Annotated in this window: 14 protein-coding genes; 7 read left to right on the top strand and 7 right to left on the bottom strand. The window is 51.7% G+C overall.

Translation table 11 applies throughout. From position 1 onward, the window contains the following. The first annotated feature begins 45 nt into the window (after positions 1-45). Entirely contained in the window at positions 46-1,845 is a 1,800-nt protein-coding gene (locus Q399_RS0111865; RefSeq protein ID WP_051685929.1) for a diguanylate cyclase, read from the top strand. Between the two features lie 57 nt (positions 1,846-1,902). Here Q399_RS0111865 and Q399_RS0111860 read toward each other — a convergent pair whose 3' ends face one another. Further along, a complete protein-coding gene (locus Q399_RS0111860; RefSeq protein WP_031568716.1) occupies positions 1,903-2,610 on the bottom strand; it encodes a SapC family protein in 708 nt (235 codons plus the stop codon). A 254-nt stretch (positions 2,611-2,864) separates the two neighbouring features. Here Q399_RS0111860 and Q399_RS0111855 point away from each other — a divergent pair, with 254 nt between their 5' ends. Together Q399_RS0111855 and Q399_RS0111850 are read left to right on the top strand one after the other, a co-directional pair. After that, the gene (locus tag Q399_RS0111855) at positions 2,865-4,601 is read left to right on the top strand and encodes a phosphoethanolamine transferase (RefSeq protein WP_051685928.1); all 1,737 of its coding nucleotides are present in this window, start codon (positions 2,865-2,867) and stop codon (positions 4,599-4,601) included. A gap of 237 nt (positions 4,602-4,838) precedes the next feature. Then, on the top strand, positions 4,839-5,744 hold the full coding sequence (locus Q399_RS0111850; RefSeq protein WP_031568714.1) for a porin: 906 nt from the start codon (positions 4,839-4,841) through the stop codon (positions 5,742-5,744). A gap of 47 nt (positions 5,745-5,791) precedes the next feature. Here the strand turns inward: Q399_RS0111850 and corA are convergent, their stop codons facing one another. From corA to Q399_RS0111835, 3 genes are all read right to left on the bottom strand, one after another. Beyond that, on the bottom strand, positions 5,792-6,736 hold the full coding sequence (gene corA, locus Q399_RS0111845) for a magnesium/cobalt transporter CorA (protein ID WP_031568712.1): 945 nt from the start codon (positions 6,734-6,736) through the stop codon (positions 5,792-5,794). A gap of 342 nt (positions 6,737-7,078) precedes the next feature. Continuing rightward, positions 7,079-9,790 (bottom strand): TonB-dependent receptor domain-containing protein, encoded by a 2,712-nt coding sequence (locus tag Q399_RS0111840; protein WP_031568711.1) that lies wholly within the window; start codon positions 9,788-9,790, stop codon positions 7,079-7,081. Positions 9,791-9,922: 132 nt separating this feature from the next. Continuing rightward, positions 9,923-12,622 (bottom strand): hypothetical protein, encoded by a 2,700-nt coding sequence (locus Q399_RS0111835; RefSeq protein ID WP_031568710.1) that lies wholly within the window; start codon positions 12,620-12,622, stop codon positions 9,923-9,925. A gap of 371 nt (positions 12,623-12,993) precedes the next feature. Between Q399_RS0111835 and phoB the strand changes: the two genes are divergently transcribed. Further along, positions 12,994-13,680 (top strand): phosphate regulon transcriptional regulator PhoB, encoded by a 687-nt coding sequence (gene phoB / locus Q399_RS0111825; RefSeq protein WP_031568707.1) that lies wholly within the window; start codon positions 12,994-12,996, stop codon positions 13,678-13,680. A gap of 55 nt (positions 13,681-13,735) precedes the next feature. Then, complete coding sequence (gene phoR / locus Q399_RS0111820) at positions 13,736-15,076, top strand: phosphate regulon sensor histidine kinase PhoR (RefSeq protein ID WP_051685927.1); 1,341 nt, start codon at positions 13,736-13,738, stop codon at positions 15,074-15,076. 46 nt (positions 15,077-15,122) lie between these two features. On the opposite strand, the gene Q399_RS0111815 is transcribed toward phoR, so the two are convergent. Then, complete coding sequence (locus Q399_RS0111815) at positions 15,123-16,421, bottom strand: amidohydrolase (RefSeq protein ID WP_031568703.1); 1,299 nt, start codon at positions 16,419-16,421, stop codon at positions 15,123-15,125. Between the two features lie 229 nt (positions 16,422-16,650). Here Q399_RS0111815 and Q399_RS0111810 point away from each other — a divergent pair, with 229 nt between their 5' ends. Beyond that, positions 16,651-17,847 (top strand): DUF547 domain-containing protein, encoded by a 1,197-nt coding sequence (locus tag Q399_RS0111810; protein WP_031568702.1) that lies wholly within the window; start codon positions 16,651-16,653, stop codon positions 17,845-17,847. Between the two features lie 75 nt (positions 17,848-17,922). After that, positions 17,923-19,068 (top strand): DUF547 domain-containing protein, encoded by a 1,146-nt coding sequence (locus Q399_RS0111805; RefSeq protein WP_031568700.1) that lies wholly within the window; start codon positions 17,923-17,925, stop codon positions 19,066-19,068. A gap of 51 nt (positions 19,069-19,119) precedes the next feature. Here the strand turns inward: Q399_RS0111805 and ppx are convergent, their stop codons facing one another. Next, on the bottom strand, positions 19,120-20,655 hold the full coding sequence (gene ppx, locus Q399_RS0111800; protein ID WP_031568698.1) for an exopolyphosphatase: 1,536 nt from the start codon (positions 20,653-20,655) through the stop codon (positions 19,120-19,122). Continuing rightward, entirely contained in the window at positions 20,652-22,772 is a 2,121-nt protein-coding gene (gene ppk1, locus Q399_RS0111795; protein WP_031568696.1) for a polyphosphate kinase 1, read from the bottom strand. Before ppk1 ends, ppx begins: the two co-directional genes overlap by 4 nt. Positions 22,773-22,855: the final 83 nt, after the last annotated feature.

Raw genomic sequence — 22,855 nt, 5'->3', positions numbered from 1 at the left:
TCATCAGGTTGATGTCTAATCATCAGACCCTCGGAGATCTTATTGATGCGCGCTGTCTGGCTGAGCCTGATTGTTTTCCTCTGGTCATGGACCGCTCAGGCTGAGCCTTTGCTGCTGCAAGGCGAGGGTTGTTGTGATCCACATCAGGATATCCGCGTGCTGTCTGACCCCACCGGTGAACTGAGCTTCAGTCAGGTACGCAATTTACAGGCTGATTTTCAGATGCCGCTGCGGGAAGATCTCAGTTACGGCTATCGTAGCGGCGCTATCTGGCTGTATTTACAGGTAAAATCAACTGAGCGCGCCCGCTGGTGGTGGTTGTTTACCTATCCGTCGCTGGACCATCTGACCTTATATATTGAGAACAGCCAGGGCATCCGCCAGTTTGAAAGCGGCGATATGGCCCCGTTGGCATCCCGGGCTTTGGTACACCGGCAAGCGGTGTTTCCGCTCGATTTAGCCGCTGATGATGTCACAACGATGTGGCTGCGGGTGGAAAGTCAGGGCAGCATGACGCTGCAGAATCAACTGCTCAGCAACGACGAATTTATCGGTCTGACGGCGGATGCTTATCTGGCGCCAGCCTTGTACTTTGGTGCTTTGCTGGCACTAGCTGGTTATAACTTACTGTTATTTCTGGTGCTTCGGGAAAGAGTCTTTTTGTGGTATGTCATGTTTGTGCTCTGGTTCGGCGTCGGCAGTGCTTCGCTAAACGGCCTTGGTGCCATTTATTTGTGGCCGGGTGCGCTTGAGTTGTCGAACCGGTTGTTACCGATTGGCTTTACCGTTGCAGCTCTGATGGCGGTGTTATTTACCCGGGCATTTCTTGATACAGCGCAGTTTAGTCCGGCATGGGACAAATTATTGCGCCCACTCAGTTGGCTAATGGCGGTTGCTGTTGGTTTTGCCGCTTGGATGCCGGTGCAGCAAGCGCTTATTGTGATGTCGCTGATTGGCATTGTTGCGGTGTTAGCGCTGACTTTGTGCGCTATTCAGAGTGTACTGAACCGGGCTCCGGGTGCGCGCTTGTTTGCGCTGGCCTGGGCTATGTTGTTGCTTGGCACTATTGTGATGTCGTTGCGTAATCTTGGCCTGCTGCCATCAAACTTCTTTACAATCAATGCGATGCAACTTGGCTCTGCGCTGGAAATGCTGCTGGTGTCCTTTGGTTTGGCCGCCCGCTTTAACCAGCTGAAATTGCAGCACAGTCAGGCCCAGCAGCAGGCGCTCGATGCCCAGCAGCAGCTGGTCCAACAATTGCGTGAACATGAAAACCAACTGGCGCAAAAGGTGGCTGAGCGCACCGCTGAGCTGGAACAGATGAATGATAAACTGCAGCGGCTGGCCACTACAGATCCGCTGACCGGTCTTGCCAACCGCAATGCCATGTACCAGCAACTCAGTCAGGCGATGGCGCGGGCGAAGCGGCAAGGCTCCAGTATGGCTTTGTTGTATCTGGACCTTGATGGTTTTAAAACAGTCAACGACCAGTTTGGGCATCTGGCTGGCGACAAAGTGCTGTTTGAGGTCAGTGAACGACTACGAGATGCAGTACGGGAAACGGATCTGATTTGCCGGATTGGCGGTGACGAATTTTTGCTGATCTGTGAAGGCCTGACCCAGGGCGCTGTGTTGGTACAGCTGACAGAGCGCATCTTACATCATGTGCAGCAACCGTTTTATCATGGCAGTACACAAATCCAGCTTGGGGTCAGTATCGGCGTGGCAATCAGCCGAGCCGGCGAAACTGCCGCTGAAGCGCTGATAGATGCCGCAGATCGGGCTATGTACGACGCCAAGACTGCCGGTAAAAATTGTGTGCAGCTTGCCAGTGATTTTGCCTGAACCTTTGGATAATAAAAAAGCGGCAAAAGCCGCTTTTTTTATTGCAAAAACATTAGCTTATGCAGTCGCGGCTGGTAAGCGCGCGATCAGTGCACCAATACGTTCCAGTGAAGTGAAATGCGCATAAATTGCCGGTAAAACACCAAATTTGCGTAATTGCAGGAATTGTTCGTCGCTTAATGCGTCGAATTTTTCCCGGTCAATCACATGGAAGCCGTTCAGGCGGCGCTCGTTACCGGCCAGGTCGCGATACTGCAGACCATCGGCTTTAAACAGACCCATCTCAGTGATTTGGTTCAGGATGTTGCGGCTTACTGTATTGGCATCGATGTAATCTTTGAAGAAAGAATTGATGCCGTCGAAGAATTCAGTGGCTTTGCCTTCCGCATCAAACAGCGCCTGACCTTCAGTGCGGCTGACGTTGTCAGCTTGTTCGTTGACACACAGCACTAACTGCTCGTCATTGGCCTGAGCCAGCGTGAACGGGTAAGCACGGATGCCGGCTGGCACATATTCACCTTTCCACTCGCCATCTTGCAGGAACAGGTTTTGTGCTTCCTGCAGACCAAACACGGCCACCGGGTTGTAGACTTCGGCGTCGCCGGCTTTTAAGAAGAAAATCGGATAAAACGGCGCAGCAGCAGTGAATTCCTGCAGCATTAATGGCGCGACGTGACGGTTTTCAAGGATTTCAACGGAGAATTTTGGCAGGATACGCAGATCTTTGTGTTGGTCCTGGGTCAGGGCGACTGGTTGAGCGAGCATGTTACTACTTCCTTTGGATCTTGTCTGAGGCCTGCATTGACGGGCATCCGCCGGCGGCCGGTTTTTTAAAGTCGCAAGCACCATACTATAAAAATATGACAGAATGCCAGCGCCGTTCTGCAGAAAAATGTTAGCAATTTAGCAACGCCAGACCCGCCTGGTAGCGACTGGTTGAGTAACAGCCTGAATTTATGAATAATGCCGCCGTTTTCTGCGAATTTCGCTGCTGAGCTGTGACGAGGACTTCATCCCGCATGATAAAAAAACTGCCGCAGAGCCAGTTACTGGCCGTTGTTTTGCTGCTGAGTGTGCTGCTGCTGGTGTTATCACCTCAGTGGTTAGTGCTGCAGCGCGGGCAGGACCTGAGCCAGTGGCTGCGCCTGGGCCTGCTGCCGGCCGCCCTACTGCTGCTGCTGCTGCTGTCACTGCAGCGCTCGCCCGGCCGTTCGGTGTGGTTATGGTTGCCACTGGCGCTGCTGGTACCGCAGGAGTGGTTTTATCAGCTGACCTATGGCAAAGCCACAGACGCGCATGCAATGGCGATTATTTTTGAAACCGATTTGGCTGAAGCGGCGGGTTATCTGTCCGGCATTGGCTGGTTGTTGTTCGCGGCGATTCTCGGGATTTTGTTGCTATTTAGCCTGACCAGCAGTTTGTTACTGGCGGCGCAGCTGCACTGGCCACGTTTCTGCCGGCCACTGATTTGGAGCTGCACGCTGGCAGGGCTGGGCTGGGTGGCGCTACAAGAACGCCAATACGCCATCGACTATCCGGTCGATGCACAGGCCGACGCCACGCAGACTGCGTTAAGCCGGCGGCCATTGCCGCAAAGTCACAATCTGTTTTATCAAAGTTTTCCGCTCAATCTGCTGCTGGCCGGCAATGAATACCGCGTGCAGCAACAGGCGCTGAGCGCAGTCGCGGCGAAAAGCCGGGATTTTCAGTTTGGCGCGGCGCAGCCGGAAGTGCTGGGCGAGCGGCAAATTTATGTGCTGGTAATTGGCGAAACCTTGCGGCCGGACCGGCTGCAGCTCAACGGTTATGCGCGCGCGACGACGCCGGAACTAGCCAGTATTCCCGGCGTTATCAGCTTTCAGGATATGGTCAGTCCCTGGGCCTGGACGCGGATGTCGGTGCCGGTGATTATTTCGCGTAAAACCGCCGCCAATCACAGTTATTTCTTTGACGAAAAATCGGTTGTTGCCGCTTTTGCCGAAGCCGGCTTTCGCACTTATTGGTTGTCGACGCAAAGCCCGCTCGGCGTACATGACTCTTCGGTCGCCTTACATGCCAGCGAAGCAGACGAAGTGCAGTACTTAAATCCGATCGGCTACAAAAAAGAAGGTTTTTATGACGAAGTGTTGCTGGACGCCTTTAAACGGGTGCTGGCAAAACAAGAGCAAAAGCAGTTGATCGTGCTGCATACGCTTGGCAGTCATTTCAGCTATACCGACCGTTATCCGCCAGCCTTTGACCGCTTTTTGCCTTCAGGCAAAGGCCAGAAGATTGGCATGCACGACAAAGCTAACCGCGAGCTGTTGAGTAACGCTTACGACAACACAGTGCTGTACACCGATTTTATTGTTGCCGGTCTTATCCGGCAGCTGCAGCAACAGCAGGCTGTCGCCAGTTTGTTATTGGTGTCTGATCATGGCGAAAACATCTTTGATGGTGATTGTGATAAAAGCGGTCATGGCCACAATACTGAATTTGATTATCGGGTCGGTGCTTTGTGGTGGGGATCTGAACTGTTCAGCCAGCAATTTCCAGAAAAAATTCAACAGCTGAATCTTTCCGCCCGCCAACCGTTACTGACCAGCCAGACGTTTCATACCATGCTGCAGCTGGCAGATATTCATTATCCGACACAGCAAAGTGCACTGAGTTTTGCCAGTCCGGCATTTAAGCCGCAGCCGCGCTTACTCTGGACCGGTGTTGATTTTGATCAGGCTGAAAAAACCGGCCAGTGCCGGCAATTGCCGCAAGGATAGCCTGCTTCCGCCGTCAATCGCTGACTGTCATAATCCTGTCATAAATAAGCCATAAAATAGCCATCCAACCGACATGACAATGCCATGGAAATTACTGAAAAAGTTCATGAAACTGTCATTGCGCCATAAAAATACCTGTTTTTACCTCTTCAATCCTTGCAATTGGCTGGTACTGTTTATACTGAAGCCACAGTGTTGCAAAGAAAGATGTTCTTCATAAAAAAGAAGGATTTAACCATGTTCGCAAAAAAAGCTGTGGTCGTTGCCATGTTGTTGGGTCTGGTGGGTGCAGTTCAGGCTGACCCACTGACGGTGTACGGTAAAATCAACGTATCGGCGCAAAGCTCAGATGATGGCGCCGGCCGTTTCTCCGAATTAAAAAGCAATGCATCCCGGTTTGGCGTCAAAGGGGACTATAAACTGGAAGATGACCTGACGCTGATTTATCAGCTGGAATGGGAAGTCGACCTGACCGACGAAGCCAACGAAAAAAATATCAAAGGACGCGACCAGTTTATTGGTCTGACTGGGAGCTGGGGTACTATCAAAGCAGGGCGCAATGACACCGCGCTGAAATTATCGCAAGGTAAAATGGACTTGTTCAACGACTACGAGGCCGATATCAAGACCTTGTGGAAAGGCGAAAACCGGATGAACAACTCGCTGGTTTATATCACGCCGAAGTTTGCCGGTTTCTCCTTGCTGGTGACCCATATTATGGAAGACTCAGAAAAAGGTCTGGATGGTCAGTCTGTAGCGCTGATGTATGGCGATGACAGCCTGAAAGACAGCCCGTTGTATGCGTCAGTGTCGATGGACAACGACGTCAATGGTTACGATAGTAGCCGCTTATTTGTGCAGGGCAAAGTCGCTAAAATCAAATTAGGTGCCGGTTTACACCAACAGGAAGTGATGACTGGCGGCACCAAAGAAGACGGTTATCTGTTAAACGCGGCTTATCCGCTGAATAAGTTTGAACTGAAAGCACAGTACCAGACGCTGGAAGATCACGACGGTTACACCCTTGGCGCTGATTACAAAATCGGCAAAGAGACCAAGTTATTCGCCTGGTACAGCAGTTTTGATTTCTACAACAAAGCCGATACCGATTATCTGGCAGTGGGCATCGAACATAAGTTCTGATCTGCATCCACACACAAAAAAACCGGCGTTTGCCGGTTTTTTTGTGCTCAGAGCCAGCCTTTTCGTTTAAAAAACAGATAAGGCGTAATGCCGGCGAGCAGCATCAGCCCCAGCGCCAGCGGGTAGCCGTAGGTTAGATTCAGCTCCGGCATATGCGCGAAGTTCATGCCGTAGCTACTGGCAACCAGGGTCGGCGGCAGGAAAATCACTGACACCACCGAGAAGATTTTGATGATGCGGTTTTGTTCAATATTGATAAAACCCATCGCCGATTGCAGCAGAAAGTTGACGCGCTGCGAAAAGGATTCATTATGCGGCAGCAGCGATTCCACGTCGCGTAACACGTCGCGCGCCTGCTCCAGCTGGTCAGCCGGTAATCGCGCTTTACGCAATAAAAAGCTGATCGCGCGCTGGGTATCCATCAGACAAAGCCGTACTTTCCAACTCATATCCTCAAGTTCTGTCAGTTTCGACAGCGATTCCTGAAAAGCTTCGTTTTGTTTGCCCTGTAAAATCACCTGGCTGATGGCTTCCAGTGCCAGCGAAATTTCTTCGATGCTGTCTGCCAGCTGTTCGATTTTGACTTCAAACAAATCCAGCAATAGTTCAAAGGCGTTGCTGCTTTGCAGGTGTGCGTTGCGTGCGCGCATCCGGTACAGCCGGAACACCGGCAATTCGCGCTCGCGCAGCGTAAACAACCGGCCGTCGCGAATGGTGAAGGCCACAGTGGTAGTGGCGGCGCGCTCTTCCTGATAAAAAAACAATGAGTGCACGTGCAAACCGTCTTCGTCTTCGAAGAATCGCGCTGACGCCTCGATATCGTCCAGTTCTGCCCGTAGTGCCAGCTGCTGGCCAAACTGGTCGCTGATAAAACTTCGTTCGGCGTCGTCCGGTTCCTGCAAATCCAGCCAGATGGCCTGCTGTACTTGCTCGGCGCTTTGCAGCTCAAGCCGTTCCAGTTTTTGTTGTTTGACGGTGAAAATCCGCAGCATCAGGTGACTCCGTTAATCTAGCCGGAAGATCCCCGAACGACACAGCGCGAGAAAATACTTTGTGGTGGCGATACGCCGGTCAGACTGCAACTGACCCGGCAAAACGATTGGGGGAGAGGCGGCAGACTGAATTACAACAAAGAAGGTCGACTGGGTATGTCCAAGGAAATGCAGCCTCTGGCAATAAGTTAGCTTGATCTTAAAGAACCCGTAGCGGTCTGGTCAAGGTAAAGCTGGTCAGAACAGCTATCTTGCCCGCTACAAAAAACAGAACCGCGGTGTGGCTATCCATGCCAGCGCCCGCGGTTCTCCAACCGTTGTGATGGAACCCGATTAAGCGGATCAGAACTTCTGGCTGTAGCTTAAGCCTACGCTGACGCCTTCTTCGCGTTTTTGCAGAATTTCGCCTTGCTGCAGAATTTCGGTTTCTTCATTCAACAGGTTTTTCACTGAGAACTTCAGGTTGCCTTCCGGCAGCACTGTGTAGCTGTAAGTGAAATCCAGCGAGTGGAACGGCTGCTCGTAGGCGTCGTCTTTGCCGTCAATGCCGGCGAAGGCGATGCGTTTGCCAAACACGTTGTAAGTCAGCGTCGCGGTGTGGTCTTCGTTGTCGGAATCATAGCCGAGCTGGAAGTTCACCACGTATTTGCTGTGGCCGGTCAGCGGGCGCACTAGATTGGTCAGGTTCGATTCGCCCAGCGCCTGCATTTCGATTTCTGATTTACTGAAAGTGACGTTGCTGTTGATAAAGAAGTTATCAACAAACTGGCCAAAGTCGCCTTCAAACATATCCAGTTTTTGCAGTGCTTCGGCTTCAATGCCGTAGATTTCGCCGGCTAAGGCGTTACGGAATGACATCAGCAGGTTACCGTCTGAGCCTTTGAGTTCAATGGCTTCAATCGGGTTGATCATGTCTTTGTAAAACACGCCGATGCTGTAGTTGCTGCCAGAATCTAAGTAAGATTCAAAGCGCATGTCGTAGCCTTTGATGTCGGTGCTTTTCAGGTCAGCAAAACCCATCACTTTAAAGTCGGTGATAGGGTCGATAAACAGTACCGGCGTCACTTCACGTAAATCTGGCCGCACCACAGTTTCACTGAAACCAAAGCGCAGTTGGGTTTCTTCGGTACGCATCCAGGTCACTGACAGCGCTGGATATAGATCATCCTGCTGAATAGGCATCTTGGTGATGTCACCCTGAACCTCACCGGTAGACGGGTTCAGCGGGATAGACACCTGACGGAAATCTTCGTAACGCACACCCAGATTGACCCGCCAGGTGTAGTCATAAGTAGCTTCCATCGCGACATACGCCGCGTCAATCATCTGTGCCGCTTTGTAATCATCGGCATCACCGGTGACATCAGAGATTTGGAAACGCTTAGCGGCATTTTGGATATTAGCGTCGGCGAAAATCTGGCTATAAGCCTGGCTTAAATCGGCGTTGCTAAAACCACGGGTATCAAACTTATAACGCGCCGTTGAAGCGTCGCGCTGGCGTTCGAAGTAGCTGTAACCCGTGCTGAAGGTCCATTCAGTTTTTTCAGTCGACAGTGGATATTTGGCATTCCAGCTGGCGTTTTCGGTGTTGTCTTCCATGTTGCCGAACTGGTAAATCACCGCGTTGTCGCTGCGGCGCATCGTTTTGCTTTGCAGCGCACCCGCATCATCCAGCGAACGGACATACAGATATTCGACTTCACCCGGCGCGCGGCGCTCAGCTTTGGCGTCGGTGTATTGCCAGTCGATGTTTAAGTCACCAGCCCAGTCCAGCGTGTGTTTACCGCGGATCTGGTTGCTGAGCATCGAACGCTCTTCGTACAGGATGTTATAAAATTCGTTTTCGCGGTTCGCTTCGTTGATGGTTTCAATCGAATCACCGATTTTGCGTTTGATGCGATCTTTAGTGTCCTGCAGGTAGATGCTGGAGGTTTCGAAGCGGTGGTTGTTGTCCCACTCAAAACCAAAGTTCAGCATGCCAGATAGTTTGACCTGGTGCTCGGTGCGCAGAATGTCGTCATAGCGGTTCAGCGGCGTCAGTTCGCTGCCGGTGGTGATGGAATAATAACGTTCCTGGTCTTTGCTGTTTTCGCTGGACTGGTCGTAGCTGACGCCAGCCATTACGCCAAACACGCGCTCACCGATATCAAAACGGTTGCCCCAGGACATGCTGGCATCATAAGCCGGGCCTAGGCTTTTTTCGCGTACGTCCAGGTCACGGTTCATCTCCAGACCGAGATTGCGGTTAATCAGCTCGGCTTTGGCCAGATTGTCGGCGTTGACGCCGCCGAGGCCCTGCGCAATCTTCACCAGATCCAATGAGCCGTATTGCGCCACTGCGGCACGGAATGGCTCTGACAAACTGCGGGTGCCATCGTCGCGGCCACGCCAGTCATCTCCGCCACCGCTATATTCGAGGCCTTTGTCGCTGCTGAGGCTATTGTATTCAGTACCGACTGAGAAGCTGAATACTTGGTCGAGTGGAATACTGCTGGTGCGGATATTGATATTACCGCCACCAAAAGCGGCAGGTAATTCCGGTGAATACGACTTCTGCACCACCATGCTTTCGATGATGCCGGCCGGGAACATATCCATCGGCACCACATTACGCGTCGGGTCCGGGCTTGGCACCTGGGCGCCGTTTAACAGCGTAGATGAGTAACGCTCACCAAGGCCACGCACATAAATAAACTTGTCTTTCACCAGCGTCAAACCGGTCACGCGGCGCAGCGCTGCGGCAGCGTTACCGTCGCCGGCGCGGGAGATTTGGTCCATGCCCAACAGTTCTGCCACAAAAGGCTGCTGGCGGCGCTCTTCTGCCGTAGCGGCGGCAGAACTCAATAAGCGGCCTGACACGTTAATCCGTTCAACCGCCTGCGTTTCGCTTGATGTTGCCGCGTTTGTGGCAGGAGCTGTCACTGTCTGGGCTGTTTCCTGAGCAACAGCCGCAGACAACGGCAGGGCTGCGCTGGCAGTTAAGGCCAATAAAACTGCGCGGGTGACGCGGTTCGGGTTTAATTGCAATGGGCCAAATGGGTGCAAGCTACTCATTTTTCTGGATCCTGTCGGCTGTTCATTTCAGCCAGAGTTTTTATCTGCCCGGCCATAGCCGGGTTCTACGCAAAAGTTGTTGTCAGCACAAAGCCGGCTTTTGATCACTCAAAAGCCGGCGCTTCATAGTGCTTAGTTGCCTAAACCAGTGGTCCAGCCTTTAGTCCAGTCGTTGGCCGCGTCCATGGCGCCGACAAAGGTGGTCTTGGTGAAGAAGCTATCTACAGCGGCCATATCTTTGGCTGCTGTGGTGTCGATGGTGTAAAGACCATTCAGCACTGCAGCCTGGTCGGCCGCCGTTTTGTTGCCTTGCTGGCCTTCAAACCATTGTTTGACGGTCACGGTTGGCGACACTGTGCCTTTGAACGGTTCCGGGCAACCCAATACTGAGTGCGTCATTACCAGACGTGCGCTCGCCGCTAATGCCTGAGATTGCGTCGATTCAATTTCCAGACATTCGCCCATAGCGCCAGAGTCCGTTTTTGGCCCGGCGATCAGGATGTTGTGCAGTTTGGCTGAAGTACCGGCACGCAGCAGGATGCCTTCTGAATCCATGTCGGCAGACTTAAAGGTGTTGCCGATAATGGTCATGTTGGCGATAGTCGGCTCTGACAGTGGCGTGGCAGAGAAATTGGTCGACTGGTTATCCGCTTCGATACCGCGGTTAGTGACTGTGTTCGTTACATCGTGTTTGACCAGCAGGAACTGGGCTTTACCGTTCCAGCCGTCAGTCCAGTCCAGCGAGTCGTCTTCGTTACCTGTCAGTACGACATATTTGACGTTGACAGTACCGCCGAACAGTTCCAGACCGTCGTCGAGGTTTTTGTGGATTTGGATGTGGTCAACCACAGTGCCTTTACCCACACCAGCCAGCGTCAGACCGTTTAATTCGTTGTCTTTGATGACTTCGTAACCGGCGTTACGGATCTGCACGTATTTGATCACGCCAGAGTTGTCGTCGGCTTTGTAACCGCCGTATGGGCCGGCGTTGCCTTCCGCCTCGATAGAACAGGTTGTTGCAGCCTGATCACACTTGTTGCTTGGCGCATTACCCAGCACCACAATACCGCCCCATTGGCCGGCGCGGGTGGCTGAGCCAATCACGTCCTGCAGTGAGGTGAATACGATAGGCGCTGTTGGCGAACCTTCTGCCATCAGTTTGCTGCCGCGGGCAATGACCAGGTAATCCTGACCTGATTTGCCATAAACGCGCACACCCGGGTCAATGCTTAATGTTGCTGAATTGGTGTTATCGCCACCGACTGTGACTTTGCCGTTTAACACATAATCAGCACCGGCCTTTAATGCCACGTTGCTGGTTAATGTGCCTTTGACTTCACAGTTCAGTTTGCCGGTTAGAGACGCCACTTCTGTGGTGCCGGCCGGGCAGGCGGTCAGTGCTGCGTTGCTGGCGTGTAAACCGTGGGTCCAGCCTTTGGTCCAGTCGGTGATGCCGTCAAAAGCGCCGATATAGGTCACGTTGTCGAACCATGGGTCAACAAAGTTTTGCATGTTGTAGCCTTTGCCAAGCGCAGGTGAAGTGGCCGCTGGCATGTAACCGCCTAATAACGGGTCGGCAATGCTGTTGTCTGGCTGGGCAGCAAACCATTTCGCCACGTCTAACAGCGTGTTGCCGGCAGCGTCTTTTGGCGATTTGAAGTTTTCCGGGCAGTTCACAATCGAGTTGCGGAAGATAATTTTGCCGCTGTTCGCGTTAGCAACAGATTCCGGCGTTTCGATTTCAAAACACTCACCCATGCCTTTTGGCCCGGTGATAATAGTGTTGTAAATCTCACCGGCGGTACCGGCGCGCAGCAGGATACCTTCAGAATCGGCCGCAGCTGATGTGAACGCGTTGCCGATAATGGTCATGTTGGCAATGCGTGGTTTGGACACTGGGGTCGCGTCAAACTTCGATGACTGGTTGTCTGCCTCGATGGCACGGTTGGCTTCGAGGTTATTCGGGTTGTGACGAATAAGCACGTGTTGTACACGGCCGGTCCAGCCATCAGCCCAGTCTAATGAGTCGTCGCGGTTACCGGTCAGCACTAAGTGTTTGACGTCAACGTTACCGCCGAAGAACTCGACGCCGTCGTCTGAGTTGTTATGCACTTGCAGGTAGTCCACCACAGTGCCTGAACCGACACCGGCGAAAGTCACACCGTTTAATTCGTTGTCTTTGATGACTTCATAACCAGCGTATTTGACCTGAACAAATTTCAGGATACCGCTGCTGTCAGTCGGGCGGTCGCCGCCGTATGGGCCGGCGTTGCCTTCGGCTTCGATTTTGCAGTTGGCGAGGGCTGCCGCGTCACACTTGTTGGTTGGCGCTTTACCGAGTAACACGATACCGCCCCATTGGCCGGCTGACGCGTCATTGGCGGTGCCAATCATGTCGTTGACTGAGGTAAACACGATAGGCGCGTTGGCAGAACCAACTGCGCTGATTTTCGAACCGCGGGCAACCACTAGGAAATCGGCGCCGGATTTACCGAACACTGTAGTACCAGGTTCAATAGTCAGGGTGGCGCTGTTGGCGTTGTCGTTACCAACCTGTACTTTACCGCTTAACGCCCAGACGATGCCTGAAGTGAAAGTGGCGTCGGCAGTTAAAGTGCCGCTGACTTCACAAATCGTTTTGCTGATGCCACCGACTGCTGCACCTTCTTTGGCGAAGCTTGGACATTTGCTGGTTGGCGTCGTAGGTGTAGTTGGGGTTGTTGGTGTTGTCGCGCCAGCACCTGTGCTAATCACAATGTCACCGCCGCCACAACCGGCCAGGAATAAAGCAGTCGAAATTGCGCTTAACTTTAAAATCTTACCAAAAGCCATCTTAATCTCCGTCGATGCAGTGGGTCATAAAAAACTGCAGTGACGGTAAAGCGCGGGCGTGACTGTTTTATGACAGAATGTTGGCAGGCAGATGACAGTATTGTCAGCTGCAAGCGTGGCGCAGGCTGGCGGCGATGTTGTCAAAAAAGCTTCAGAAAACTGTCACGGAACTGTCTTGTCCGTTCGTAATATTTTGACGCCGGCGTGCGGCAGCCGGCTGAGCTGTCGCCGGTGAAAAGTGCTGATAGCGCTGGCTATATGCAAATGAATTGTGACAAAGTCAGCACCGGACTGCTGTCTTTCATAAAATTGTCATAATAAGGCGGGATACTCTGATCAGTACCCAAAACCTCGGATGATGGTAACAGGCTATGTCGAGACGAATTCTGATAGTGGAAGATGAAGCACCAATTCGCGATATGTTGTGTTTTGTGCTGGAACAAAATGGATATCAGGCCAGCACTGCTGCTGATTTTGACAGTGCAATCAATCAACTGGTAGAACCGTACCCGGATTTAGTGCTGCTGGACTGGATGTTGCCCGGTGGCAGTGGCATTCAAATTGCCAAAAAGATGAAGCAACATGAACTGACCCGCAGCATTCCGATCATCATGATCACGGCGCGCGGTGAAGAAGAAGACAAAGTGCGGGGACTGGAAGTCGGCGCCGACGACTATGTGACTAAACCATTCTCACCGAAAGAGCTGATGGCGCGCATCAAAGCGGTGATCCGCCGCGTGGCACCGACTAGCCTGGATGAAGTGATTGAAGTGCAGGGGTTAAAACTGGACCCGGTGTCGCATCGCGTCACTGCCGTGGACCAGCCACTGGATATGGGCCCGACAGAATTCCGCCTGCTGCACTTTTTTATGACACACCCGGAGCGGGTCTACAGCCGTGAACAGCTGCTTGACCACGTCTGGGGCACTAATGTCTATGTAGAAGATCGCACGGTCGATGTGCATATCCGCCGGCTGCGCAAAGCAATTTCGCATGGCGGCCATGACCGGTTAGTGCAAACCGTGCGTGGCTCCGGCTATCGTTTTTCGGTAAAATAACCTCAGTCCGCCGGACGGCCTGTCTCTGACAGGTCGTCGCAACCAAGTAGGTACTATGCGTTTATTACTGTCCAAACGGGCTATTGTCACTCGTCTGGCCGGCTTGTTTTTGCTGGCTGCAGCGCTTGGCTGGCTGTTTGATCTGACCAGTGAGTTCCTGTTGTTGTTTGCGGTCGGCATTATTGCCTGGCATTACAAACATCTGTTTTTACTGGATAAATGGCTTTGGCGCGACCGTAAATTATCGCCACCGGCCGGTGACGGCAGCTGGCAGCAGGTATTTGACGGTATTTATTATCGCCAGCGCAAAGCCCGCAAGAAAAACAAAGACTTACGCGCTTTGGTGCGGCGGTTTCGCGACGGCGCTGAAGCCTTGCCTGATGCCATTGTAGTGCTGAGCCTGGACTGGACTATCGTCTGGTGCAACAAACTGGCGCAGCAGCTGGCGGGTCTACGCTGGCCAATGGACGAACGTCAGCGCATTGATAATCTGATTCGGAACCCTGAATTTCAGCAATATCTGCAGCAACAAAACTTTGAACAGGCGATTGAGCTGCCGTCACCACTGACCGAAGATCTGACGCTGGAATACCGCGTGCTGCAATATGGCGAAAAACAATATCTGCTGATCATCCGCGATATCACCCAGCTCAAACAGCTGGAGCAAATCCGCAAAGACTTTGTCGCCAACGTGTCACACGAGCTGCGTACGCCGCTGACTGTGCTGCAGGGTTATCTGGAGATGATGGAACCTGAGCATTTACCGCAGCAGGCTATTTGGCAAAAAGCTCATGCGGTGATGCTGGATCAGACCAAACGGATGGACAATCTGGTGCAGCAACTGTTGACGTTGTCACGCATTGAAGCTGCTGCCAAAGTGCATTACGACGACAATGTCGATGCGCCGTCGATGCTGCTGTTGCTTGAGCAGGAAGCGCATAGCCTGAACCGGGAAAAACAGCATCACATTCAGTTTGAGATTGACCCGGACTTGCGCGTCAATGCTATCACCGAAGAGCTGCGTAGTGCTTTCTCTAATTTGGTAACGAATGCGATTAAATACACGCCGGATGGTGGTGAGATCAAAGTCAGCTGGCGGCGGGAACATCACAAAGCAGTATTTACCGTCACCGACAACGGTGAAGGTATAGCGCCACAGCACGTCAAACGATTAACTGAGCGGTTCTACCGTGTCGACCAGGCACGGGCGCGCAACACCGGTGGTACTGGCCTTGGCCTGGCGATTGTTAAACACGTATTGTCGCGCCATCAAAGTAGATTGATGATTTTCAGTGAACCGAAACGTGGCAGTTCATTTTCTTTTGCACTGCCGCCGGAGCTGGTCGTCGGAGAGCTCACGGCAACCCAGCCGAAGTTACCGAAAAAGCTGAAATAATCCGAGCGCATGGCCACAGCATTCTGTGGCCATGCGCTTTTCTGCGCTACTTCAAATCCGGTGCCTGAGCCAGAAAATCTACTGCTAACCCCGCCAAAGCCCGTACACCGTTTTCCATTGCTGGTTCATAGACGCGGAAAAACGGCGAATGATTTGGTGCGGCTTTATCCAGCGGCTGACCGGGTTCAGCAATCCCCAGGAACAAAAATACGCCCGGTACTTCCTGTTGGAAAAAGGAAAAATCTTCCGATGCAGTGATAGGTTTAATCGGGCTGACACCAGCTTTCGCACCTGCCCAGTTCAGCGACGGCATCGCCCATTCAGTGAGGCCTGCGTGGTTCCAGGTCACGGCCGCGAAACTTTGTGAATGGAAATGCGCCGTGGCGCCACTGGCGGCTGCGATATGTTCGCTGGTGTGCTGCATTTTACTGATAAGCTGCTCCCGCATCTGCGGGTCAAAGGTACGGATGGTGCCACCAAGTTTGACTTCATCCGGAATGATGTTCCAGCGCACGCCACCCTGCACCTGACCAATCGACATCACCGCCGGCGCTTGTGTCACATCGAGCTGCCGGGCCGGTATTTGATGCAAAGCGGTAATGAGCTGGCCTGTGACTGCGACAGGGTCGATGCCGCGCCACGGGCTGGAGCCATGCACCTGCACACCTTTGACGGTAATTTCAAAACTATCTGCTGCCGCCATAATACCTTCAGGTTTGACCTGCAATTGCCCGGATGGCCCCGGCCAGACATGCACGCCAAATATCGCATCTGGTTTACGTTTAGCAAAAATCCCTTCTTTGAGCATCAGCTTGGCACCGCCTTCTTCGCCCGGTGGCGGGCCTTCTTCAGCTGGCTGAAATATAAACATCACATCACCGGCAAGCTCTGCTTTGTGTTTGCTCAGCACTGTCGCAGCGCCAAGCAACATCGCCACGTGCGCATCGTGGCCACAGGCGTGCATCACACCAACTTGCTGACTATTAAATTCGGCGACTGCTTTGGAGGCAAAAGGCAGGTCCACTTGCTCTTTAACCGGCAGCGCATCCATATCCGCGCGCAGCGCCACCAGTTTGCCCGGTTTGCCGCCCTTTAAAATCGCCACCACCCCGGTATGGGCAATACCGGTTTGCACTTCAAGGCCGAGTTTTTTCAGCTCTGCCGCCACCAGCGCGCTGGTGCGTTTTTCCCGGTTTGACAGTTCAGGGTGTTGGTGTAAATCACGACGCCAGTTGATCACTTGCGGCATCACCGCGCTGATCGCCGGAGTGAGGGCAGTTTTCACATCGGCAGCATGGGCCTGTGCAGCCAGCGCGATGGTCAGGGCGGAAAGCACAAAACGCATATCAATTCCTGATAGAAGAAAAAAGGGACAGCGTTAACTTAGCGGGAAATCAGCCGCTTGCCAATCGCCAGCGTGTCGCTGCGGCGGATAAATCTGACGCTCAGTGCATGGCCGACTAAGCGGTCGGTTTTTTAGATAATAAAATGTGAATATAAAGAGGTTTTAAAGTTGAAATCGCCGAATTATTCACCTATGGTGATGCCAGCACTGGCAAAAGGAGAATAAAAAAATGTGGAAAGTTTTTTTTGTATTTGCGTCGCTGATGTTGTTGTCCTGTAGGGTTGCCGCCAGCGATTTTGTGTTACCGGAGGCCTGGCAGGGCGAAACTCAGGATTCAACTATCACTATCAGTTACAGCGACCTGGACTATGTGCTGGACTCTGCAGTCCTGATGTCCGGGCCACCAAGCCGGAAGAAATCCAAAGCGTCGTCATCAACTGTCAGCACCCGGCTGAAAAACAATTACAACATACTGACGACCAATGCCGGCAACCGAATCATGTTCGAAGAGTTCAAAAAGAAACCGGAAATGGCCGCGGTAGTCAGTAAAATCCGTGCCAGTCTGGAATCAGTTCCCAGTGAAATCCCGCTCAACAGCTTAAGCAAAAAAGAACAAATCGCCTTTTGGCTGAATTTATACAACGTGGTAGTGATCGATGAGATCAACAAAATCTATCCGAAAAAAGATTTAGAAGACTTTGTCACCGGTAAAGACGGGTTATTAGCCCGCAAACTGGTTAATGCCGGCGGCATACAATTAAGCCTCAATGACATTCAGTATGGCGTGTTACAGCAGAAATACCCGGATGAAGTCCTGGTGATCTATGGCTTGTACCAGGGATATATCGGTAGTCCCAGTATCCGCAAATATGCTTATACCGGCACGAATCTGAATCGCTCACTGCAATTTAATGCCAATGACTTTATCAACACGAACCGTGGCACTTATCCCAATGGCAAAAACTTTCGGGTCGCTGGTTTTTATCAGCGCAACGCCAGTTATTTTCCGGATTTTGCCGCTGACTTACGCAGTCATTTAAAAGAATATCTGCGGGAAGATGAGATCCCGTTGCTTGATGAAGCGCAAACACTGGTTGCCGACATCAATGACTGGACTGTAACAGACATCTATGGTACCAGCCGCAATTATGGCGGAGGCGCGGCCACCAACGATGCGGCTTTATTGGGCGCTTTTGCGCAGATCCCTGAGCGCGGCGAAGTTGCCCCTCTTGAAGGTATGTCGTTAGCGTTACAGGCCAAATCTGTCACTTATGGTCGCTTCTCAGCTGATCAGGTACAAAAACTTAAAGAGATGAAATTTAATCACGAGAACCGCGGTGGCGTGGTGACAGTAACGGATTTAGCTGAAGCAGAAGCGGCAAAGAAATCTGAGACTGGGCAAAACGACGATAAATCCGGGCAATAAACACAGCTGAAATGCCGGCGCAGGCCGGCATGTTTTGTTCCCTATTGGCGATGAAGCATTGAACAAGGAATATCAATGAAAAGAATGTTGTTATTGATAGCCACTATTGCGGGCACGTTGGCCAGCACTGTGCTGACTGCTGCAGAGTTGCCCGAGCATTGGTTTGGCTCGGACGAGCAATCGCAAATCCAAATCCGCTACGATGATGTTGATCACCTGCTGCAACAAGCGGTGTTGATGTCGGGCCCACCGAGCCGGAAAAAATCGTCCGCTTCAAGCGCCACAGTGAATACCCGGCTGAAAAACAATTTTAATGTGCTGACCATCAACGCCGGCAATAAATTGTATTTTGAAGAGTTTCGTAAAAAACCTGAGCTGAAGGCTGCTGTGACCGAGATCCGCAAAAGCCTGGAAACCATTCCGGCCAGTATCCGGCTCAACCAGCTGAATAAAAAAGAACAGCTGGCTTATTGGCTGAATCTTTACAATCTGGTGGTGATTGACGAGATCAATCAGATATATCCGCGCAAAAACCTGAAAGACTATGTGTTGGCACCAGATGGGCTGTTAGCGCGTAAAACCATGCAGATTGAGGGCGTAGCGCTGAGTCTGGACGATGTCCAGCATGCTGTACTCAAGGTTAATTTTCCGGACCAGCCGCTGGTGCTATATGGGCTGTATCAGGGGTACATTGGTAGTCCCAGTATTCGCAAACACGCTTATACCGGCGAAAATGTGATGCGGGCACTGAAGCTTAATGCCTTTGATTTTATCAACTCGAACCGTGGCACTTATCCAGATCGCAACAATTTCCGGGTTGCCGGATTTTATCAGCGCAATGCCGAATACTTTCCAGATTTTCAAACCGACTTACGTGACCATATCAAAGGCTTTCTGCAAGATAGCGAGCAGTTACAACTGGAGCAAGCAGTAGCGTTAGTGACGGATATTGAAGATTGGACTGTGACTGATATTTACGGCAGTAGTCGCAGTTATGGCACTGCAGCGCATATCAACAGTGCGGCAATTCTGGACATTCGTAATATGCCAGCGACCGCGTCCAGCTGGCTTGGAAAGGTTGAAGATGTTGGGCTGCATTCGTCAGACCAGCTGCAGCGCATGCGCGAGCTGCGGATCAATCACATCAACAGGGGCGGTGTAGTAACAGTCAGTGACTTGCCGGCAGACGCGGCAAAAACGCCTGTCACAACAAAACCATAGCAGCAAAGGCGGGCTGCTATGCTGCCCGCCCCCTATCAACATATTCCACCATCAATTCTCATCGCTCAGTTCCGGCAAGCCCGGGCAATGCAGCGTCAGGCCGGCGCGTTTTAAGAATTGTTGTTCAGTGCGAAGATCTGCCGCAAGCACGGTATGCTGTTGATACCAGCTTTCGGGCAGCAGCAAGGTCAGCTCGGCCGATTGGGCGATACAATTGAATGTCGGCACTATGTCGTCACGGCGCTTTTGATTCAAAAGCACGGCCAGGCGGAAAATCGTCAGGGCGTGATAAAAATCGACCTGCCGGTACAAATAAAAAGCCGAGACGTCGTCTGGTTTAATTTTGCGCCGGTGATAACGCACCAAAGACGCCAGTACCCGCTGCTGCTCCTGATTAAAGCCAGGTAAATTGGCGTTATTCAGAATATAAGCACTGTGGCGCTGTACGCTGGACGAATTAATCTGCAGGCCAATTTCATAGACATAACAGGCAAATTGCAGCAATTGACGCCATTCTTCGCCAAGCTGCCAGGCTTCATGACTCTGCTGCCACAAAACCTCCACGGTCTGGCTGACCCGGCCGGCCTGCTCAGTGTCAATGGCATATCTTTTTATAAGGCTCTGAATGGTATGCTGACGGATATCCTGATGTTGCAGGCGGTCGCTCATTTCATACAACACACCTTCACGCAGTGCGGCATCGACATAGACCATTTCGTCAATTCCGAGCATGCGAAATGATGCCAGTAAAATGGCCAGCCCCGGCGCCAGTAACTGTTTGCGATCTTCAGTGAGGCCGGGCAGATTTAAATCTTCACATTGGTCGACTTGCAGCAGTAGTTGTTGCAGTTTTTCCAGATGCTCCAGCCGGATCACGTGTGGATGCCAGCCGAGGCCACTGACGATATCTTTAATGGTTTTGATGGTGCCGGATGTGCCAACTGCTTGCTGCCAGCCGGTTGCTTTGTAGCCGGTGTAGATATTTTCCAGTTCTTGTTCGGCCAGTAACAACGCGCGCTCAAAACGCTTCGGACTGATTTTGCCTTTCTGAAAGAAAAACTTGGCAAAGCTGACGCACCCCATATTGCGGCTTGCCAGCTTCAACGGCTGAAAATCCACGCCGATGGCAAACTCAGTACTGCCACCGCCAATATCGATGACCAGTCGCTGGCCGGTATAAGTTTCGAAATGGGCCACGCCCTGATAAATCAATCGGGCCTCTTCCTGGCCGGCTATCACTTCAATTGGAAACGGGAAAATAGCCTGGGCCTGCTGTAAAAAACGCGCGCTGTTTTTAGCGCGACGCAGCGTATAGGTCGCAATCACCCGCACTGCTTGTGGCGGCATGTCTTTTAACGTCTCAGCGAACTGGCGCAAGACGCTGAGGCCTCGTTGCATCGCTTCGTCGCTCAGCATTTGTTGCTCATCCAGCCCATCGGCCAGCTGCACTTTTTGTTTTTCCCGGTGCAGCAGTTGTAAGGCGCCGTCGACGATACGTGCTATCACCAAATGGAAACTGTTCGAGCCAAGGTCAACAGCCGCGATGAGTTCCGCGGCTGACAATGCATTGGGCGTCAAATGGGTCATAAATCTGCCTGAATAGTCGGCCCCAGCTGCTGACTGGCGAGATAGTCATAAATCGCCTGCTGAGACCTGATACTTTTTTTGTTGCCCCTTTTGACATAGGAGTTGCTCTGATCGCTGTCGATAAGCCGGGCTTTGACATTGTCATTCCACTGCAAATCGAGGATCGTCATAATTTGTTGTTTAATCCGCGCATTATAAATTGGCACGCCCACTTCGACCCGCTGTTCAATATTGCGCGTCATCCAGTCGGCCGACGACAGATACAAATCAATATCGCCGCCATTAAAGAACTGATAGACGCGGGCATGTTCCAGATAACGGTCTAACACGCTGATGACTTTGATGTTGTGGCTTTTCCCTGGGATGCCCGGGATTAGCGAGCACATGCCGCGCACAATAATTCGTACCTTTACCCCAGCCTGACTGGCTTTATACAACATCTCAACAATAGGGTCATCGACCAGATTATTTAGTTTTAACAGGACCTCTGCTTTGCGCCCGCTCAAAGCAAAGTCGATTTCCCGTTGGATCAGACTGTTGAGTTTAGGGCGGCTCCAGGTGGGTGATACAATTAAATGCTTGAATACAAAAGGCTTATAGCTGTATTCAACAAATTCAAATACCTGGTCGACTTCATCACAAATCTCAGTGTGGCAGGTGAACAGACTCATATCGGTATAAATGCGGGCAGTTTTTTCGTTGAAATTGCCGGTGCCGATATGGGCATATTTAACCAAACCGCCTTTTTCTTCGCGACTGATGATGCAAAGTTTGGAATGAATTTTCAAGGTAGTCAGGCCAAACACCACCTGGACGCCGGCTTGTGTCATGCGCCGTGCCCACTGAATGTTGTTCTCTTCATCAAAGCGCGCCTTGAGTTCGACCACCACAGTGACTTTTTTGCCGTTACGCACCGCATCCAGCAAGGAATGGATCACGCGGGAGTTTTTCGCCACCCGGTACATGGTCATTTTAATTGACTTTACTTTAGGGTCAAATGACGCCTGCCGGACCCATTCAGTAAAATAAGTAAAGTTGTGATAAGGGTAGTGCAGCAAGACATCGTGATTGCGAATGGCATCAAAAGTGGTGTTGTATTGCTCAAAATCCGGGCTTGGCAACGGCGGCAACGGCGGGAACTCAAGGCTGGCGTGGCCGGTATAAGGGAAACTGATGAAATCTTTGAAGTTCCGGTAGCGCCCGCCGGGGATCAACGCATCTAACGTGTTAGCACCCAGCAGTTTGCGCAAAATTTTCAGCATATGCTCAGGCATCGAGAGGTCATATACCAGCCGCACCGGTTCAGATTCCAACCGTTGCCGGATGCCGTGCGACATTTTGTCGAGCAGACTTTGATCCAGCGATTCGCTGAGGTCATATTCGGCGTCTTTAGTCAGTTTCATCGAATAGGCCTGGATCTCGCAAAAATCAAAAAAACCGGCGAACAAATCATGCAAACAATGAATGATCACATCATCCAGCATCATAAACTGGTGGCGATAACGGCCTTTGCGCTTGGTGCGGTTCAGTGCAATCGGCAGTTCGAGGAACCGCGATACATCGTCGGTGGGCACCTGTACTATGGCGTATTCGGGTTTGCCTTTGCCAGTCATTTCGACCATCAGATAAGTGGCATTATCTTCCAGCCGTTTTGACAACTGTAAGCGCTCGTTCGACAGCAAAATAGGCGAAATATGTCGCAGCACCTTTTCTTTAAAATAGGATTTTATCCAGGCGCTTTGTGATTCATTAAGTTTGTGCTGGTCGATAAATTCGATATTGTGCTTACGCAAACCCAGCTGCAGGTCCATATGAATGGCATTAAACTTCGCGCCTAAACGTAAGACAAACTGCTGAATTTGTTTTAATAAATGTTCGGTCTGGCTGGCATCTTCATCATGGTATTTCTGCAGCATAATGCGGCGTTTCACATCCGCCACCCGCACCCGGTAAAACTCATCCATATTGTTGGAATAGATCCCAAGAAAACGCAGCCGTTCAATCAGCGGATTGCGCTCATCAGCGGCTTCCTGTAGTACACGTTCGTTAAAGGCGAGCCAGCTCAGTTCCTTTGGGAAAAAATGAGTCGGGTGTTCTGCATTGCTTTGTAATTCCATACCAATTCCATCACAGCGGGGGAGGGCCTGCGCTTAATCTATGGCAGTTTGATGAAAGATTTATGAATAAGATAGCCCGTCGC

Origin of the sequence: Rheinheimera texasensis DSM 17496 (assembly GCF_000711985.1) — a bacterium.
In the GTDB taxonomy this organism is placed as follows: Bacteria; Pseudomonadota; Gammaproteobacteria; order Enterobacterales; family Alteromonadaceae; genus Pararheinheimera; species Pararheinheimera texasensis.
Note: the sequence above shows the minus strand (reverse complement) of the source record. Positions and strands in the feature narration are given on the sequence as shown.